The sequence below is a fragment of the Streptococcus parapneumoniae genome, assembly GCF_037076355.1.
Classification (GTDB): Bacteria; Bacillota; Bacilli; order Lactobacillales; family Streptococcaceae; genus Streptococcus; species Streptococcus parapneumoniae.
On sequence record NZ_AP026968.1, the window covers coordinates 1,316,722 to 1,335,679 of the forward strand.

The window sequence follows — 18,958 nt, forward strand, 5'->3', positions numbered from 1 at the left end:
ATAAAAGCCAGTATTACTACTGACTCTTACATTATATCGATTTAATAGGATAAACTTATGCTTCTGGCTTCGTCTCAATTGACTCACTACCTTTTAACAAAGCAAGTAATTTTTCTGCCTCTGTCATGATGTCATTATTATCCATGGTTTGCAGGCTCAAGTTACCTCGTAAACTAGCCAGGGTTTCAGTCGCAGTAGCTTTCAGACTAGCATCCGTTACTTTATCAAGTAAAGCTTCTACTTCTTTGAGTTTAGCTTCTACTTTTGCAGTCTCTACTTGATGGACTTCTGGCTCTTCTGTAGTATCTTCAGCTTCTTCCTCTGTCTCGTCTTCATCAGTGCTCGGTTTATAAAGATTATCTGCTGAAGGATTTAAACCAGCGTGATTCTCTTTTTCATCAGATTCAGAGCGAGTTGGCTCACTTACTTCATCATGTTCCTTATTTTCATCAGGTTTACCGTCTTGGTCTGCCTTATTTTTACGAACATGGTCGCTAGCATTACCCCAACCATTATCTGAATGAGGACGTTGGTCCGGATGTTCAACGTAGTATTTTACAGTCGCAAATAAATCTTCTAAGGTATAACCCTCAGGTGCCTTATAGAGTCCTTCGTCAAACCATGCAAGCTTAAGATTATGATAGTGATCAAAGTGAGGAATTATAAAGTAACCATTCTGTACAGCTACAGTATACTGTAAATGATTTGGTATTTTTTCTAATGGTACCTTGTTCTCAGCTGTTACGCGGTTATAGATAGCTTCTGTCCCTGTTGCCTCTGGTTTTGCTTCAGTAGAATTTGGAGCTTGTAAGCCTTTTTCTTTAGCATAAGCCTGAGCTGCTGCCCTTTCAGCTTCAGATAAGCTGTCTTTTTTAATCCAGTGGCTATGGTTCAAGTGTGGAGTGACGTAGGCATTTCCTGCATCACTTTCAATATCATGTTCGTCAAAAATGTAGCCATCTGAGGTTGTATATTTACCTGCTAATTTCGCTAATTTAATTTCATCGTTTGTATAGGCAATTTGAGCATTTGGTTTGCCAAGGCGTTCTGGGTGGGTAATCGGTGCTAGAAATGCCAATAAATCATCTACCAATTTTACTTTATTATTAGAAGATTCATTATTCAAGCGTTCTGCTAATTTGTCTAAGGCTTGAAAATCAACAGCACGCCCCTTATTTTCAGACAAGGCTTTATGAGCCTGGGTTAACAGATTATAAGCTTTATCATAAAATTCTTTGTCACGAGAAGAGACGTTTTCTTTCTTCGCAACTAGAGCATGTGTCTCTTGAGTTTTCTTAGACAAGAGATTTTCAATAGCATCAATCTTATCCTTAGCCAAGTCTTTAGCAAAAACATAGTGACTGACACCAGCAATTTCCACAACATATCCTTTTCCAACTTTTCTAACAACCTGTTCTACTGCAAAATTAGTTTGTTTTTTCTCAGTTGATGGTTGAACTTGCGGTTTTGGTGCTGGTTTCAAATAATGCATTCCTGGCACGACTGCACCATTTTGCCCTTTTAACAGAATCATTCTTGCAATCTTCTGCTCTAAATCAGACATTTGTGAATAAGGGATAAAGTGATAATGATTTCCGTGAGGCACAGCAACACCATTTGCTGTACGATCTGTTATTTGTGCTGGGTCGAATACCAAGCCATCCGATTCCACATGTCGTTCTGACAAAGGTTTGGCATACAATTCACGTAAAAGGCTTGAAATATCTTCCCCTTGATTCTGATGATAAGTTGGAGTGACAGTTAGATTGTGGTTCTCTGACAAGCTTGGTTGAGCTGGATTTGCATTATGACTAAAACTTGAAGAAGGACGAGACCCCTGCTTCCCATTCCAATAGGCTTGGGCTGCAGCCAATTCCCCTGCAGACAAAGCGCCTTTTGGTATATAGTGGAAATGATTGCCATGCGGTACAATAAAAGCGTCTCCTGTATCTTCAATCACATCTGTCGGACTAAAGACATACCCATCATCCGTTGTATAGGCGCCTCCAGTTCCTCGATTCGATGCTTGCGTATTGAGATTAAAGTTTGGTTTAATGGTTGAACTTAGTTTATCTGTACTGCTTGGTTTCGTATTATCAGAATGCTTTTGAACTGGCTGACCTCCAATTGGTAGATTTCGAGCCAATTTTTCTTCCAAAGCAGACATTTGTGAATACGGAATGAAATGGAAATGATCCCCATGAGGAACTGCGACCCCATTTGCAGTACGTTTTATAATTTGTGCTGGGTCAAATACCAATCCATCAGACTCCACATGACGTTGGCTAAGTGGCAAAGCGTACAATTCTTGAAGGAGACTAGCTAAATCCTCACTTTGACTTTCAGAATCTGTTGCAGGATTTTGAGGTGTCTCAGATTGACTCGTTCTCACACTAGATCTTGTTTCTCTCCTGCTAGAACGATATTCAACCGTACTTAATTGACCGCCTTTTCCAGATAAGAAGGCTTGGGCAGCAGCTAATTCACTGGCAGACAAATCACTCTTCGGAATATAGTGGAAGTGATTGCCATGAGGAACGATATAGGCATCACCCGTATCTTCTATAATATCAGAGGCATTAAAGATATAACCATCATCCGTTGTATAGCGTCCTTGGGCTCTGGCTGCAGCAACAGCATTATCTGTACTTGAATTATGATTATGACTATGTTCCTGCTTCTGACGCTTAATCTCTTCTTTTGTCCGAATATTGTCCGCATGGGCGGCATCCTTGAGGTAAACATAGTATTTCCCGTCTACCTTAATGACATAGCCACCCTTGATTTCATTGACAATATCTGAATCCTTCAACTGATAATTAGGATCTTTCATCAGCAGTTCTTCACTGATAATAGCATCATAAGGAACCTTGCCATTATAGTAATGATAATGGTCTCCATGAGAGGTCACATAACCTTGATCCGTAATCTTGATGACAATTTGTTCGGCGTTGATTCCCTCTCTCTTACTGACTTCATCTGGTGTCAAATTTTCTGCCTTTTGACCAGCCTGATCACCGTCTATATAAGCAACTCGATTAGACTCTTTCTTAGCCTGACCAGCTTGGTAACGACCAAGTTCATAGGAACAAACACTTAGGGCAAGGACTGCCACCGAACCTGCTACATATTTTTTATTGATTTTCATTCTTTCCTCACTTTAATTCTTCTGCTAAAACACTTATATTTTCTTCAAGATTTTCTAGGTAAGTCTTGTCATTTTGTGGGTCTGCCTCTAAAGGATTCAGAGTTTTAAGACCCACACCTGTTGATTTGACAAGAGTTTCAGCTACTTTTGAAGAAGCATTACTTTCCATAAAAATTGTTTTAACCTTATAGGTTTTAACAAATTCCTGAATTTCAGTTAGTTGTCTTGGACTTGGTTCTTGTTCAGGAGAGATGCCTGCAATACCAAGTTGATTGAGTCCAAATCGCTTAGCAAGATAAGAAAAGGCTGTATGTTGTGTTACAAATGTTTTCTGAGTCGCTTTTTCAAATTTAGGCTGGAATTTCTTAGTCAATTCCTGAGCTTTTTTGATAAAGGCTTGCGCATTTTTTTGATAAGTTTCTTTATGTTCACTATCCACCTCTGAAAGTTTATCAGCGATAATTTGCGCTTCTTCACCAGCTTTTTCAGGATCTAGCCAAGTGTGAGGGTCATAGAGCGTTTTTTCATCAACTCCATCCCCTGCTTCCACATCCTCTAGTCCAGGGACACGTTCCAAGGTCATTCCCTCAGAAGCCTCTAAAACCTTCACTTTGGATTTTTTTAGATTAGGATCTAAACTTCCTGCCCAAGATTCGAGCGTATGAGAATGGTAAACAAATACATCTGCATCATAGATGGCTGCAATATCATTTGCTGAAGGTTCAAAGGAGTGAATCCCACTACTTGACTGAATCATCCGAACATCATTCAAGTCACCAGATACTTCCTTAACCATAGCGTAGATAGGATAAAAACTGGTCACAATTTTCATCCCCTTTCCTGTCTGGCTTTCCTTTTGACTACAGGCTCCTAGCAATAAAAGAAAGACACTTAACAAGACTAAAAATAAATTTTGTTTCTTCATGAACAACTCCTTAACTGTTTAATTAACTAGTAAACATTCTACTCCTAAAAACTTAATCTGTCAAGATATTTTTAGAAAAAATTTGAAATTTCTTTCACATATAAAAATCTGCTGAGTTTCAACAACTCAACAGATTCTCACTTTATATACTCAATGAAAATCAAAGAGCAAATTAGGAAGCTAGCCGCAGACTGCTCAAAGCACGACTTTGAGGTTGCAGATAGAACTGACGAAGTCAGCTCAAAACATGTTTTTGAGGTTGTAGATGAAACTGACGAAGTCAGTAACCATACATACGGCAAGGCGAAGCTGACGTGGTTTGAAGAGATTTTCGAAGAGTATTATTCTTCTATGGTAGAATGCTTATAACCATAAGTGAAGTAAATAATACTTCCTATCAACAATGCAACTAGGAAAGCAAGCCAGGTTTCCATATTATACTGTAACATGAAGGATAGACAAATGATGATTGATAAAATCGGTAATAAGGGTACCAATGGTGTTTTAAATTCGCCTGCTTTGGGCATGCCTTTTTCTTTCCGTAAGCGAATCAGGCCGTAAGCTAGCATAATCAAGTAGGCTAAGGTACAAATATTTAAGAAGGCTGCGATACTAGCAAGAGGGAACATTCCTGCTGCTACTGCTGAAGCTAGACCTGTTAAAATAGTAGCATTCTTTGGTACCTTGCTAGTCTTCGTTAGTTCTTTAAAGGCGGCAGGCATTAAGCCATCGCGCGCTAAACTGTAAATCATACGCGATAGGGCATAGGTCATCGAGATACAAACTGTAATCAAGGTCAAGATAGCCACTAATGACACATAGTTGGCTGCCCAACTGATCCCAACGCTACGAAGGGCAAAGGCAACGGCATCATTGACATTTAAATGACTATAGTGAACCACACCAGTCAAAACAAGCGTCACCAAGGCATAGAGAATGGTTACGATAGAAAGCGATAAGACAATCCCTCTAGGAATATTTTTTTGAGGAGTCTTGACCTCATCTACAGCCATAGAGATGGATTCAAATCCCAAAAAACCGAAGAACATTAAGGAGGCACCAGCCATAATACCAGTACTAGCACCATAGATTTGTCCAAAACCATAAGGAGCAAAATTACTCCAATTATCAAGTTTGATATGCCAAATTCCTACTAAAACAAAGAGAGCTAAAGCCGAGAATTTCAAAATAACTAGAATAGAATTAAAGCGTAAGGCTGCTTTAGCATTGAGTAAAACAAGCGAGGTCACCAAGACCAAGACAAGAATAGGCAATAAATCAACAAATGTCCCTGCTTGAGGATTAAAGGTACCATTTAAAGGCTGAGGAAGGGCTATCCCGTATTGAGAGAGCAAGCCTTTAAAATAAGCTGCCCAACCCGAAGCTACGCCTGATATGGCTGTCATGAACTCCATCATGGTTAACCAACCAGCCAACCAGGCTGGGAATTCTCCTAAAATAGCATAGAGATAACTGTAGGCACCACCTGTAGCAGGTACTCGTGAAGCAAATTCTGCAAAAAAGAGGGCTGATAATCCCACACACAAGGCAGAAATGACGATTGAAATCACTAGGGCTGGACCAGCAAGTGTGGCAGCTGCAGTACCTGTAATTGTAAAGATGCCTGTCCCTACCATGGCTCCGATACCCAGCAAAATCAAATCCCATAACTTCAAATGCCTGTGCATCTCCGTTTTATCCAAACTTACATTCTTTGTTCTAAATATATTCATATTTCTTCTCCAAATAAAATGATGATTCTATTTTACCATAAATATAGGGGATTTGTGACTATTTATAAAATAATTTTCTAAAAAAATCTGACTACATCTTGTAATCAGATTTTTATCGATTCTAGTTCATTTCTTTAAATGCTGCTTCTGCATCCGCATTACTGATAGCACCAAATTGAATCTTTCCAATCTTTCCTTGACTATCAATTAGGTATTCTGTAGGAATGCTTCGAATTTGATAAGCTTGGAAGGTTGTTGCTTTAGTATCATAAAGAACTGGGATATCTTTATATCCTTGTTCTTGGAACCATTGTGGGAATTGATTAACAGTTTTTTCACCTTGAATTCCTGGTGCAATGACAGTAAGAATTTCAAAATCGCGATCTGGTTTTGCAGCTAATTCCATCAACTCAGGCATACTTTTCTTACATGGACCACACCAGGAAGCCCAAAACTTCAAGTAAACCTTTTTACCCTTAAAATCAGATAACTTGACTTCTTTACCATCCATGGATTGCAAGGTGAAGTCTGGAGCATCTTTCCCAACAGCAATTTGCTGTACAGGCGTTTCTTGTTTTGGCTGTTGTGGGGCTTGAGTTTTTTTAGTTTCTTCCTCACCACAGGCTATCAATACAACTAATGACAAGAGACTTAAGCCAGCAAACATTACTTTTTTCATCATTTTCTCCTTTATTCAAAAATTCCAGCTAGAACATTTACTTGTCCTAATAGTAACAAAATTCCCATTAAAATAATGAGGAAACCACCAATTTTCTTCATTAGCATCATATGACGTTTGATTTTACTAAAATAAGGCATGACTAGACCTGAAGCTAGAGCCAAGACCAAGAAAGGAAGAGCCATCCCCAGAGTGTAAATAAGAGTATAGATAGCACCTTGCCAAGCTCCATTGCCTCCAGAAGCCGCAAGCGCTAAAACAGAACTTAAAACTGGACCAATACAAGGCGTCCAACCAAAGCTAAAGGTAATACCGAGTAAAAAGGCTGACCAATAACGATTGGCTTCTGATTTCTTAAAAGTAAAGCTTTTTTGAACCTCTAATTTCTTAAAATGAAAAATTTCCATCTGGTGAAGACCCAAAATGATAATAATAGCTCCCATGACATATCGAAACCAATTTGCATAGAGAATATGACCAAAGTAACCAGCACCAAATCCTAGAATAAAGAAAATGAGAGAAATACCTGCGATAAAGCAAAGCGTTCGAATCAAACCGGACCAAAGAACCTTTCTCCCAAACAAGGAAAAACTTTTTGCACTTTCCTGATCATCCAATAAAATCCCAGCATAAACTGGCAGAAGTGGAAAAATGCAAGGAGAAAAGAAGGACAAGACCCCTGCTAAAAAAACGGAGATTGAAAATACTAGCGTTTCCAATAAAGAACCAACTTTCTTAAGATTTCTAATCCTATTTTACTATATTCAATTTAATTTGTATGCTTTCTGCTACGCAAAATCGTATCGGCTACTATTGACCAATCTTTTCTTTTGCTAGTCAAGGCGGATCTTGTCCCCAAAATAGCCAAAAAGCAACGACAAGGGTTACTCGTCGCTGCTTTTGTGAACGAAAATGTCTTTTAGGTCTGACATTTCATAAATTATGTTTTACTTGAGTTTGGCAAGGATTGCTTTAAGCTCCTCTACTAGTTTAGCTTCTGTCTCTGCTGAGCCATTTTCTTCTTTCACGAAATCAAGGGTTTCTTGGAGAAGGTTTTGGGCTTTGGCAAGGACTTTTTTATCTACTTTTTCTGCATCTAGCTGTCCGAGAACCTTGGTCAATTCCGTGCTTAATTGCTGGATTTCTGACTCTTTCTTACGGCGAACCAACCAGAAGGCAATCACGCCTAGAAGGGCGAGTAGACCGACTACAGTCACTCCTGCTGGAACTGAGTTTGTTTCAGTCATCTTATCTGAATCCTTACTATCTTCCGTTCCTTGCTTAGTATCCTTCTTGTCCTGTGCAGGCTTGCTGTCGCTAGCATTTGCTTTCACATCTTTGAGAGAGTCCAAGGCAGCCTTCACAGACTCTACTGCAGTACGCAGACCTTGCTCTGTCAAGGCACTATCTTCCAGAGCTTTTTGAGCATCTAGGAGGACAGCCTTGGCTGCATCGATTTTCGAATCAGATACTGTTGCCAAAGCTTTCAAGCGTTGATCTAACTCTTGAGTCAAGGCACGAAGTTCAGACTTATCAACTTGCTCTTGAGCTGGAGCTTGCGTGCTCGTTGAGCTAGCTGAAGAACTTGCTGCCGCTCTAGGAGCTTGAGTCGGAGCTGAACTTGGAGCTGGAGCAGGACTTGCAGGTTGACTCGGAGCAGTTGGTTGAGATGGTTGAGGAGCTGGCTCAGATGGAGCTGTTGGAGTCTCTGTGCCTCCTTGGTCTGGCTGAGTAGGAGTAGAAGGTTGAGGTTGAGGCGTAGGAAGCGGACGTGGAGATGGTTGTGGATTGATGTTCTTGATAGCATCGATTCCTGCCACTTTTGCCTGTTCTACATCCTTATTTGTTACGCCCTTGTCCACCGCAATCTTAGCATCCTTAGCTTCTTGATCCACCTGTTGCAATGCTCTTGACTTGTCCTCAGTTGTCAAATCAAAACGATTCGAAATTTCTGTTTTCTTAGCCTCTGCTGCCGCATTGATCGCTTGTGTCGCTTCTGCTTTCTTCGTACCTGTGACTGGAACTGATGAAATTGCGCCTAAGCCTGCAGTTTTAGCACTTTCTACGCCAGTATTTGTTGTAGCTTTGCTAATATCTGAAATTGCTGCATTCGCTTTTTCCGTTACTGCTGTGGTAGCTGTAGATTTTTCTTCGTCTGTTAACTCTGTTTTCTTCGAAATTTCTGTTTTCTTAGCCTCTGCTGCCGCATTGATCGCTTGTGTCGCTTCTGCTTTCTTCGTACCTGTGACTGGAACTGATGAAATTGCGCCTAAGCCTGCAGTTTTAGCACTTTCTACGCCAGTATTTGTTGTAGCTTTGCTAATATCTGAAATTGCTGCATTCGCTTTTTCCGTTACTGCTGTGGTAGCTGTAGATTTTTCTTCGTCTGTTAACTCTGTTTTCTTCGAAATTTCTGTTTTCTTAGCCTCTGCTGCCGCATTGATCGCTTGTGTCGCTTCTGCTTTCTTCGTACCTGTGACTGGAACTGATGAAATTGCGCCTAAGCCTGCAGTTTTAGCACTTTCTACGCCAGTATTTGTTGTAGCTTTGCTAATATCTGAAATTGCTGCATTCGCTTTTTCCGTTACTGCTGTGGTAGCTGTAGATTTTTCTTCGTCTGTTAACTCTGTTTTCTTCGAAATTTCTGTTTTCTTAGCCTCTGCTGCCGCATTGATCGCTTGTGTCGCTTCTGCTTTCTTCGTACCTGTGACTGGAACTGATGAAATTGCGCCTAAGCCTGCAGTTTTAGCACTTTCTACGCCAGTATTTGTTGTAGCTTTGCTAATATCTGAAATTGCTGCATTCGCTTTTTCCGTTACTGCTGTGGTAGCTGTAGATTTTTCTTCGTCTGTTAACTCTGTTTTCTTCGAAATTTCTGTTTTCTTAGCCTCTGCTGCCGCATTGATCGCTTGTGTCGCTTCTGCTTTCTTCGTACCTGTGACTGGAACTGATGAAATTGCGCCTAAGCCTGCAGTTTTAGCACTTTCTACGCCAGTATTTGTTGTAGCTTTGCTAATATCTGAAATTGCTGCATTCGCTTTTTCCGTTACTGCTGTGGTAGCTGTAGATTTTTCTTCGTCTGTTAACTCTGTTTTCTTCGAAATTTCTGTTTTCTTAGCCTCTGCTGCCGCATTGATCGCTTGTGTCGCTTCTGCTTTCTTCGTACCTGTGACTGGAACTGATGAAATTGCGCCTAAGCCTGCAGTTTTAGCACTTTCTACGCCAGTATTTGTTGTAGCTTTGCTAATATCTGAAATTGCTGCATTCGCTTTTTCCGTTACTGCTGTGGTAGCTGTAGATTTTTCTTCGTCTGTTAACTCTGTTTTCTTCGAAATTTCTGTTTTCTTAGCCTCTGCTGCCGCATTGATCGCTTGTGTCGCTTCTGCTTTCTTCGTACCTGTGACTGGAACTGATGAAATTGCGCCTAAGCCTGCAGTTTTAGCACTTTCTACGCCAGTATTTGTTGTAGCTTTGCTAATATCTGAAATTGCTGCATTCGCTTTTTCCGTTACTGCTGTGGTAGCTGTAGATTTTTCTTCGTCTGTTAACTCTGTTTTCTTCGAAATTTCTGTTTTCTTAGCCTCTGCTGCCGCATTGATCGCTTGTGTCGCTTCTGCTTTCTTCGTACCTGTGACTGGAACTGATGAAATTGCGCCTAAGCCTGCAGTTTTAGCACTTTCTACGCCAGTATTTGTTGTAGCTTTGCTAATATCTGAAATTGCTGCATTCGCTTTTTCCGTTACTGCTGTGGTAGCTGTAGATTTTTCTTCGTCTGTTAACTCTGTTTTCTTCGAAATTTCTGTTTTCTTAGCCTCTGCTGCCGCATTGATCGCTTGTGTCGCTTCTGCTTTCTTCGTACCTGTGACTGGAACTGATGAAATTGCGCCTAAGCCTGCAGTTTTAGCACTTTCTACGCCAGTATTTGTTGTAGCTTTGCTAATATCTGAAATTGCTGCATTCGCTTTTTCCGTTACTGCTGTGGTAGCTGTAGATTTTTCTTCGTCTGTTAACTCTGTTTTCTTCGAAATTTCTGTTTTCTTAGCCTCTGCTGCCGCATTGATCGCTTGTGTCGCTTCTGCTTTCTTCGTACCTGTGACTGGAACTGATGAAATTGCGCCTAAGCCTGCAGTTTTAGCACTTTCTACGCCAGTATTTGTTGTAGCTTTGCTAATATCTGAAATTGCTGCATTCGCTTTTTCCGTTACTGCTGTGGTAGCTGTAGATTTTTCTTCGTCTGTTAACTCTGTTTTCTTCGAAATTTCTGTTTTCTTAGCCTCTGCTGCCGCATTGATCGCTTGTGTCGCTTCTGCTTTCTTCGTACCTGTGACTGGAACTGATGAAATTGCGCCTAAGCCTGCAGTTTTAGCACTTTCTACGCCAGTATTTGTTGTAGCTTTGCTAATATCTGAAATTGCTGCATTCGCTTTTTCCGTTACTGCTGTGGTAGCTGTAGATTTTTCTTCGTCTGTTAACTCTGTTTTCTTCGAAATTTCTGTTTTCTTAGCCTCTGCTGCCGCATTGATCGCTTGTGTCGCTTCTGCTTTCTTCGTACCTGTGACTGGAACTGATGAAATTGCGCCTAAGCCTGCAGTTTTAGCACTTTCTACGCCAGTATTTGTTGTAGCTTTGCTAATATCTGAAATTGCTGCATTCGCTTTTTCCGTTACTGCTGTGGTAGCTGTAGATTTTTCTTCGTCTGTTAACTCTGTTTTCTTCGAAATTTCTGTTTTCTTAGCCTCTGCTGCCGCATTGATCGCTTGTGTCGCTTCTGCTTTCTTCGTACCTGTGACTGGAACTGATGAAATTGCGCCTAAGCCTGCAGTTTTAGCACTTTCTACGCCAGTATTTGTTGTAGCTTTGCTAATATCTGAAATTGCTGCATTCGCTTTTTCCGTTACTGCTGTGGTAGCTGTAGATTTTTCTTCGTCTGTTAACTCTGTTTTCTTCGAAATTTCTGTTTTCTTAGCCTCTGCTGCCGCATTGATCGCTTGTGTCGCTTCTGCTTTCTTCGTACCTGTGACTGGAACTGATGAAATTGCGCCTAAGCCTGCAGTTTTAGCACTTTCTACGCCAGTATTTGTTGTAGCTTTGCTAATATCTGAAATTGCTGCATTCGCTTTTTCCGTTACTGCTGTGGTAGCTGTAGATTTTTCTTCGTCTGTTAACTCTGTTTTCTTCGAAATTTCTGTTTTCTTAGCCTCTGCTGCCGCATTGATCGCTTGTGTCGCTTCTGCTTTCTTCGTACCTGTGACTGGAACTGATGAAATTGCGCCTAAGCCTGCAGTTTTAGCACTTTCTACGCCAGTATTTGTTGTAGCTTTGCTAATATCTGAAATTGCTGCATTCGCTTTTTCCGTTACTGCTGTGGTAGCTGTAGATTTTTCTTCGTCTGTTAACTCTGTTTTCTTCGAAATTTCTGTTTTCTTAGCCTCTGCTGCCGCATTGATCGCTTGTGTCGCTTCTGCTTTCTTCGTTGTTCCTGTTAGAGCTACATTTTGAATATTGCTGATTCCTTCTGTTTTAGCCTTATTCAAATCCGTTTCAGTTTGAGCATCATTTATTTTGGTGATGGCACTATTTTTAGCTGTCTCTGCTAAACCTTTTACTTCAGATTTTTCTTCATTAGTTAAACCATTATCGCTATCTATTTGACCTGATTTAGTAGTGAAGGCGTCGTTAACTTCTTTCGTAGCACCAGTCTTATCCACTGTAGGGATTGGTAAGTCAGGAACAGTCTTTACTGTACTCCAATCACTTTCGCTAAATTCTGGATTAACTGAATTCCCATATGCATCTGTCGTTAGACTATCTGAATACGCTCGTGCCTTAGCTTCAATTCTATCTCCCGGATTAAAACCATTAGAGTTTTCATATCGTGCTTCTCCGTTCGTCGCCACTATCCAGTCAGTTTCTACTCCGTTAACTCTTAATTTAACTTGCGAATGATTCCCCTCAAGAGTTTTTGCAACAATTTTTGTATACCTACCGCTCTCTTCTGGTATATCTAAAGTAGGCGGTGTTGGTTTAACTTCGATTGGTAATTCTACAGTCGTTCTAGCACCTACTTGATATTCATTAATATTAATCAAGAGATTGTATTTACCAATCATTTCTTTTGGAATGCTACCCTGCAAATAATAACTGTAATATCCGTCATTAGCAAATTTTTTTCTATCACCTCTATAAGGATTAGAAGATTCTAATCTCACTCCCCCTGCTGGTGTCGTCACAATTTGTATACGTGGTTTATCTCCAGTCTGTGATTTCTCAAAATACAATTTAATATTCACATAAGTATCATAAGGACTAAGTTGCTCTCCTTGATTATATACTCTTTTTCCATCCGCTTCTGCTCTCCACCTAGTAGACGCTGCTCTAAACCCACTACCTTCTGTAAAAGTAGTTCCATTTAAGCTATGATTATGCCCTGCGATATTGGTACCGTTTGGTTCTGTATTTTCTGCCTTTAGACCGACTGTTGCTTTGCCGTTTGTTGTATCAAGTTTAGGAGCCTTAGGTTCTATATCCTTCTTAACACGTTTTAAGCCAGTATTTTTATAACTTACTAATGTTCTAAAGGCTGCATCTACTTCTGTTTGATTTTGCGCCGTTGCAAGGACTTGTCTCGCTTCTTCGGCTTTTGCTTTTAAGGCTGCTACTGATTCTTTTGTGTAGTTTTCTGTTTTTACGGCAGCAATTTCACTTAATAGCGATTCTAAGTTCTGAGTATTTAGTTGTCTACTAAGTTCAATATTTGTTTTCGGTTGATCTTGTTTTTCTGCTATCTCTTTATTTGATTCTAATTTAGAGTTGCCTTCAGTACTCGTTTCCTCAACCTTAGCTTTTGCTTCACCATCTTTAGATGAAGTTCCTGGCTCTTTTTTCTCTCTTCCTTGAGTCTCTGCTTCAGTTCCTGCTTGTCCTACGCTTGGATTTTGACTGCTTGTCTCTGATGGGCTTAGGGCAGATGAATTGTCAGGCTTGACATCCCTATCCTGAGCGACCACTTCTGTACTTGATTCTGCCGCCTGCACTTCTGTCGCTGGATTAGCCACAAAAAAGACTGACCCTAGCAAGACTGAGGCTGCTCCGATTGAAAACTTGCGTATAGAAAAGCGTTGGCGCTCATTCATTTTAAACTGTTTCATAGTTTTTCCTTTCTTTCTACCCTGTCTTTGCTCCTCTAGCCATGTTCATACAGGCATCAACTCGCAATAAAAACAGGAAAACATGACCTTTTCTCATCTTGAACAAATGACAAAAAGCCCATTGTTTACTGACACTTAATTATATCAACTTAGTTCCCTTCCTTCAACCTCACTTTGTTTTAGAAAATCGATAATTATATATATATATATATGCACGTTGCTTATTTTAAAGGATTTAGAGGCGCCTTATTTGTAAATTTAGTATATTTTCCATTATTTTCAGAAATTTTAAATTTATATGACATTCAAACGAAACTGTTCGTCTTGCTATCCATCGCCAGAAAGACCTATCCTAGACTCAGCAAATAAAAAAACAGGCTCTCCGAAAAATCAGAAATCCTGAGATATTATTTGATATAACTCCTATCCCAAATCACTTGATGTAGGCTCTCCCAGCTTTGTCAAGTAGCAGAGGTAGACTAACCATGACAAAAATCAGCCATAGCCTGACTCGTAAAAGCACAGATAAATATAGGAAAGAAGCAAAGAGAAAGGCCGATAGCAAAATCATACCCAAAGTCTCTCCAAAATTCCTGCAAATAAATAGAAGCCAAAGGAGAGATAAATGATAAAGAGACTAAAGCAAAAACGCTTGCCTGTCTTTTTAGTTCCAAGAACCCTATCTTGACCAGATGATTTTCCTGAATGTTAGTGCTGATTTTACAACAATGTCTCAAACTCAGTGACAGTCATTTCCAATTGCTGACTGGCAACCTCAGAAGTCAGAAGACCTTGACGAACTAGATTTAGTAGCATGGACAAACTTCCTTCGACTTTCCCACGTTCAAGTCCAAGTTCTAAGCCCTTTTCCTCTGCTTGTTCCAAAGCATAGTCCTGTGCTAACAAGGCCTGTTCTTCTCGCATACGTAGTTGGCTAAACATCTTCCTGTCCTCCTCGGACCAGCTCTGATAGTCCAGCAGTTGGTCTGCTTGGCTGATGGCTCGCTCGGGGTGCTGGGTAAAGGGTTTATTCCCGAAAAACTCCAACCATGGCTTGCGAACCTCGTCTTTGCTGGTTTCTCTGTATTTTTTTAGGTCTTATTTATGATGGTTCTTCAATAGCGCTTCAAACTCAGCCACGGTCATGCCTAACTGCCGGCTGGCAACCTCAGGTGTTAGAAGACCTTGACGTACTAGATTTACTAAACCTACTTTTAATCCCTGTTCGATGCCTTCAGCTCGTCCACGTTCAAGTCCTTGTGCTAAACCTTTTTCGATGCCTTGTTCAATCCCCTCTGCACGGCCACGTTCAAGTCCACGCTCTAAACCTTGTTCAATACCCTCTGCACGACCACGTTCCAACCCTTTTTCCTCAGCTTGTTCCAAGGCATAGTCCTGCGCTAACAATGCTTGTTCTTCACGCATACGTAGTTGACTAAACATCTTCCTGTCCTCCTCGAACCAGCTCTTGTAGTCTAGCAGTTGGTCTGCTTGGCTGATGGCACGCTCAGGTTGCTGGGTAAAGGGTTTGTTGCCGAAAAACTCCAACCACGGCTTGCGAACCTCGTCTTTGCTGGTTTCTCTGTATTTTTTTAATTCCAAGAATGCCATCTTAACCAGATGGTTTTCTTGTCCATTATTTGTGATGGTTAAGACTTCACCTGTCGTATCTTCTCGCATACTAAAGCTGTGAAAAGCCAAATCGTCCGAGAAGTAGTTGCTATCTACAATTGCGATTGCGTAAACTGGTGCGATGTGTTTGTAGCTTTGGTGGGTATCACCTTCACGCTGGCGAATTTTTTCAAGATTTTGATTGACCTGACTGCACAGGTAAGCCCACAGGCGATTGATGAAAAAATTCTGATGATGTACCTGAATCTCAATGATAACTTGGGTTCCATTGTCCAACTCTGCCAAGACATCTATACTGGTATAGAAATCCTGCGCTGAGTAAGGCAAGGAGGGCAAGACATGAATATTGCTTCCCTCCAAAATGGTCACACTTTTGGCTGGTAAATCCAGCATATCGCGAATAAATTGACAAGTGATTTCTGGATTACTAAAGATTTTCTTAGCAACCAAATCGTTAGTTGGGCTGATGCCCGGATGACGTACAGTCATATTTTTTCTCCTTTCATTATAGCACATTTTTTAATCTAATTTACTAGATTTGATGCTTCTATCTATTTATTCGGAAAAGAAAGTGAAAAGTTCAAACTTTCCTAACAAAAAAGATAGCTAATCTCTTTTCCATCAAGAAATTTAGCTATTCTTTTTAATTGTTTTCATATCGTATAATATTTACAGATTTCTCACTCATGTCTTGCCAACAATGCTTCAAACTCAGCGACGGTCATGCCTAATTGCTCACTTGCAACCTCAGGTGTTAGAAGACCTTGGCGAACGAGATTTAATAGCATAGACAAACTACCTTCAGCTTTCCCACGTTCAAGTCCACGCTCTAAACCTTTTTCAATACCTTCTGCCCTAGCAGTTTCCAAAGCATAGTCCTGCGCTAACAAGGCTTGTTCTTCTCGCATACGTAGTTGACTAAACATTTTCCTGTCCTCCTCGGACCAGCTCTTGTAGTCCAGCAGTTGATCTGCTTGACTGATGGCTCGCTCAGGTTGCTGAGTAAAGGGTTTGTTGCCAAAAAACTCCAACCACGGCTTGCGAACCTCGTCTTTGCTGGTTTCTCTGTATTTTTTTAATTCCAAGAATGCCATCTTGACTAGGTGGTTTTCTTGTCCATTATTTGTGATGGTTAAGGCTTCACCTGTCGTATCCTCTCGCATACTAAAACTGTGAAAGGCTAAATCGTCCGAGAAGTAGTTGCTATCCACAATTGCAATGGCGTAGACAGGAGCGATATGTTTGTAACTCTGGTGAGTATCTCCTTCACGTTGACGGATTTTTTCAAGATTTTGATTGACCTGACTGCATAGGTAAGCCCACAGGCGATTGATGAAAAAATTCTGATGATGTACCTGAATTTCGATGATAACTTGGGTTCCATTGTCCAACTCCGCCAAGACATCTATGCTAGTATAGAAATCTTGGGCTGAATAAGGCAAAGAAGGTAGTACATGAATATTGCTTCCCTCTAAAATAGTTACATTTTTTGCTGGCAAGTCCAGCATATCGCGAATAAATTGACAAGTGATTTCTGGGTTGCTGAAAATTTTCTTAGCAACCAAATCGTTGGTCGGGCTGATGCCCGGATGACGTACAGTCATATTTCCTCTCCTTTCATTATAGCACATTTTTTAATCTAATTTGCTAGATTTGATGCTTCTATCTATTTATTCGGAAAAGAAATTAAAAGTCTCCTAATTTTTAATCAATTCTTTCTAATGGATATATAGAATAAAGGAAACTTTCCAATTTCTAGTACTATTTTAGAAGTTATAGTGTAGCATTCCAACTTCAAAGCACCATAAAATCAATTGAAACAAGAACAATACAAACAATTCTCGTAAACGAATTGCAACCACAAAAAAGCAAGCATTCACAAGAATACTTACCTATCATGGGAGGAACAACCGTTCCTCTTTTTTATTACTAAAATTCAAAGAATTCCAAAGCTTTTTTCAAGAGCAAATCCGTATATTCTGGATCTTCTTGGGCTACTTCTATTTCCCACTGAACCTTTTCCAAATCATCTGTAATCACTCCATCTACTCCTAAGTGAAGAGATTTGCTGATAGCTTCTGAATCATTGACAGTCCAGATATAAAGTTTCTGGTCCGTTGTCCATAGTTTGCTTACAAAATATTCATCCAAGGTCGAGTACTCCATAGTATATCCTGTCGCCTTTGTTTTAGGAAAGACAGAATTGTAGGGCATGATGAAATAAACTGGCAGTTCGGCATCATACTGTCTTACTTTTTCGACAACATGGTAGTCTAAAGATTGGATTTGATGTCCATAAATCTTGAGCTTTGCAGCATAACGGGCTAAAAAGCGGTCCATCATGTCTGGACTATCTTTTTTACTGGTTTTGATTTCAATTAGTAATTTTTGACCAAGTTCGTTGGCTCGACTGAGATAATCTTCAAAGCTTGAAATTTTAGTCTGGTAGCCATTTTCAAAAATATCAATCCCTTTAAGCTCCTCCAAGTTTAAGTCTTGAGGACTTTTATTGATACCTGCTAGATTTTTCAAGTTAGCATCATGCATCATGACAAACTGCCCATCTTTTGTCTCCTGCACGTCCGTCTCTACCAAGTCTGGTTTGAGTTGTGCTGTAGTTTCCAAGGACTCTACTGTATTTTGAATCCCATTTGCATTGGAAACCCCTCGGTGAGAAATAAGCTGAGGTAAATGAACCATGGGAGTCTCCAGATAAATATAACCTTCTAAGGCAAAGAAAAGACTGGCACAAATCATGACTCCCCATCGCATGATGTGATCTTTTTCTCTCCTAGGAAGCATATCCAGCTCCTTTCCTGTCAAAAATGAAACAAATTTAACCAAAAAGTAAGTCAGAGCCATATAATAAAGATTTTTAATCACAACAAAATTCAAAATACCAAGAATCAGAGACTCTCTCTGAGTGATGTCATCTACCAAAGTTTGAGCCAATAACAAAGGAATCAAAGGAAGATAAAATAATAAATTTGCCTTGAGCAAGATATAAAATAAATTCCAAGCATAAAAAGCAACTCTCTTCTTGGTTTTCTCCAAACTAAACATCACTGCTTCTCGAACAGTCAGCTGATCATATACAATCTTCGGAAGGGCAAACATCAATCTGACAGAGACATAGAGAAAGATAAGAGATAGAAGTAGGATGCTCAGCCACCACATCCAATATTTATCTTCTAAATAATCTTGGATAAACTCTGGAATGACGATTTTATTGAGATAATAAATCTTCAGCATTTTCCGTATAAAAGGAAAAAGCATAGCTATATAGAAAAAGATAAACAAGGCTTTGGCGCAAGTTAGCTTTTTCATAAATCCAAAACTTTCATGGAAAACCTTGCGGATATACTCAATTAGCCTTCGCTTTTCATGATAGAGGAGATGACGAGCACCAATAAAGAGGAGTCCTATTTGAAAATAAGCGACCAGCAGGTTAATGATGATCAAGGCCAAAAAAGCTAGACTAATCAATGGAGAATGAGTGAGGATGGCTAAGACATTGTTATAGGAAATAAAAAGATAACCTGTCTGATCTAATAAGAAGCTAGCCAACCATGAATTGAATGGGACCCACAAATACTCCACTATCATAAAAATTAAGAAAAAGAGAAAGAGGATTTTATCAAGATTGAGGTAAATCTGTTTAAAACCCAATTTTTTAGGTTTTTCAGGTTTCAT

General features: G+C 39.9%; 10 protein-coding genes and 2 pseudogenes. 1 reads left to right on the forward strand and 11 read right to left on the reverse strand.

Translation table 11 applies throughout. The annotated features are described in order from the left end of the window. Positions 1–55: 55 nt before the first annotated feature. On the reverse strand, positions 56–3,148 hold the full coding sequence (locus tag SP4011_RS06875; RefSeq protein WP_338618454.1) for a pneumococcal-type histidine triad protein: 3,093 nt from the start codon (positions 3,146–3,148) through the stop codon (positions 56–58). Positions 3,149–3,155: 7 nt separating this feature from the next. Then, positions 3,156–4,073, reverse strand: a complete 918-nt coding sequence (gene adcAII, locus SP4011_RS06880; protein WP_338618455.1) for a zinc-binding lipoprotein AdcAII — start codon at positions 4,071–4,073, stop codon at positions 3,156–3,158. 153 nt (positions 4,074–4,226) lie between these two features. Between adcAII and SP4011_RS06885 the strand changes: the two genes are divergently transcribed. Beyond that, complete coding sequence (locus SP4011_RS06885) at positions 4,227–4,442, forward strand: hypothetical protein (protein WP_338618456.1); 216 nt, start codon at positions 4,227–4,229, stop codon at positions 4,440–4,442. On the opposite strand, the gene SP4011_RS06890 is transcribed toward SP4011_RS06885, so the two are convergent. The 9 genes and pseudogenes from SP4011_RS06890 to SP4011_RS06925 all read right to left on the reverse strand — a co-directional run bounded on the left by SP4011_RS06890 (position 4,415) and on the right by SP4011_RS06925 (position 18,958). Continuing rightward, positions 4,415–5,806, reverse strand: a complete 1,392-nt coding sequence (locus SP4011_RS06890; RefSeq protein ID WP_173270495.1) for an amino acid permease — start codon at positions 5,804–5,806, stop codon at positions 4,415–4,417. The two genes, SP4011_RS06885 and SP4011_RS06890, sit on opposite strands and share 28 nt — an antisense overlap. Positions 5,807–5,927: 121 nt before the next feature. Next, positions 5,928–6,485 carry a thiol-disulfide oxidoreductase-associated lipoprotein SdbB gene (gene sdbB / locus SP4011_RS06895; RefSeq protein WP_000757366.1) on the reverse strand — a complete coding sequence of 186 codons (558 nt, stop codon included), beginning with the start codon at positions 6,483–6,485 and terminating at the stop codon, positions 5,928–5,930. Positions 6,486–6,496: 11 nt separating this feature from the next. Next, positions 6,497–7,204 carry a thiol-disulfide oxidoreductase-associated membrane protein CcdA2 gene (ccdA2, locus tag SP4011_RS06900; protein ID WP_338618457.1) on the reverse strand — a complete coding sequence of 236 codons (708 nt, stop codon included), beginning with the start codon at positions 7,202–7,204 and terminating at the stop codon, positions 6,497–6,499. A 228-nt stretch (positions 7,205–7,432) separates the two neighbouring features. Next, entirely contained in the window at positions 7,433–7,849 is a 417-nt protein-coding gene (locus SP4011_RS11450; RefSeq protein ID WP_419992029.1) for an LPXTG cell wall anchor domain-containing protein, read from the reverse strand. A 426-nt stretch (positions 7,850–8,275) separates the two neighbouring features. Further along, positions 8,276–13,633, reverse strand: a pseudogene (locus SP4011_RS06905) (DUF1542 domain-containing protein); the annotation flags it as partial. A gap of 720 nt (positions 13,634–14,353) precedes the next feature. Then, a pseudogene (locus SP4011_RS06910) lies at positions 14,354–14,731 on the reverse strand (hypothetical protein); the annotation flags it as partial. Next, positions 14,732–15,754: an Rpn family recombination-promoting nuclease/putative transposase gene (locus tag SP4011_RS06915; RefSeq protein WP_338618459.1), complete on the reverse strand. Its 1,023-nt coding sequence runs from the start codon at positions 15,752–15,754 to the stop codon at positions 14,732–14,734. A gap of 191 nt (positions 15,755–15,945) precedes the next feature. Further along, positions 15,946–16,869, reverse strand: coding sequence for an Rpn family recombination-promoting nuclease/putative transposase (locus tag SP4011_RS06920; protein ID WP_338618460.1), 924 nt, complete (start codon positions 16,867–16,869; stop codon positions 15,946–15,948). Positions 16,870–17,194: 325 nt separating this feature from the next. Beyond that, positions 17,195–18,958 carry a glycerophosphodiester phosphodiesterase gene (locus tag SP4011_RS06925; protein ID WP_338618461.1) on the reverse strand — a complete coding sequence of 588 codons (1,764 nt, stop codon included), beginning with the start codon at positions 18,956–18,958 and terminating at the stop codon, positions 17,195–17,197.

Coding starts and splice junctions, on each gene's coding strand:
- SP4011_RS06875 (WP_338618454.1), bottom strand. CDS start 3,148: ATGAAAATCAATAAAAAATATGTAGCAGGTTCGGTGGCAGTCCTTGCC.
- adcAII (WP_338618455.1), bottom strand. CDS start 4,073: ATGAAGAAACAAAATTTATTTTTAGTCTTGTTAAGTGTCTTTCTTTTA.
- SP4011_RS06885 (WP_338618456.1), top strand. CDS start 4,227: ATGAAAATCAAAGAGCAAATTAGGAAGCTAGCCGCAGACTGCTCAAAG.
- SP4011_RS06890 (WP_173270495.1), bottom strand. CDS start 5,806: ATGAATATATTTAGAACAAAGAATGTAAGTTTGGATAAAACGGAGATG.
- sdbB (WP_000757366.1), bottom strand. CDS start 6,485: ATGAAAAAAGTAATGTTTGCTGGCTTAAGTCTCTTGTCATTAGTTGTA.
- SP4011_RS06915 (WP_338618459.1), bottom strand. CDS start 15,754: ATGACTGTACGTCATCCGGGCATCAGCCCAACTAACGATTTGGTTGCT.
- SP4011_RS06920 (WP_338618460.1), bottom strand. CDS start 16,869: ATGACTGTACGTCATCCGGGCATCAGCCCGACCAACGATTTGGTTGCT.
- SP4011_RS06925 (WP_338618461.1), bottom strand. CDS start 18,958: ATGAAACCTGAAAAACCTAAAAAATTGGGTTTTAAACAGATTTACCTC.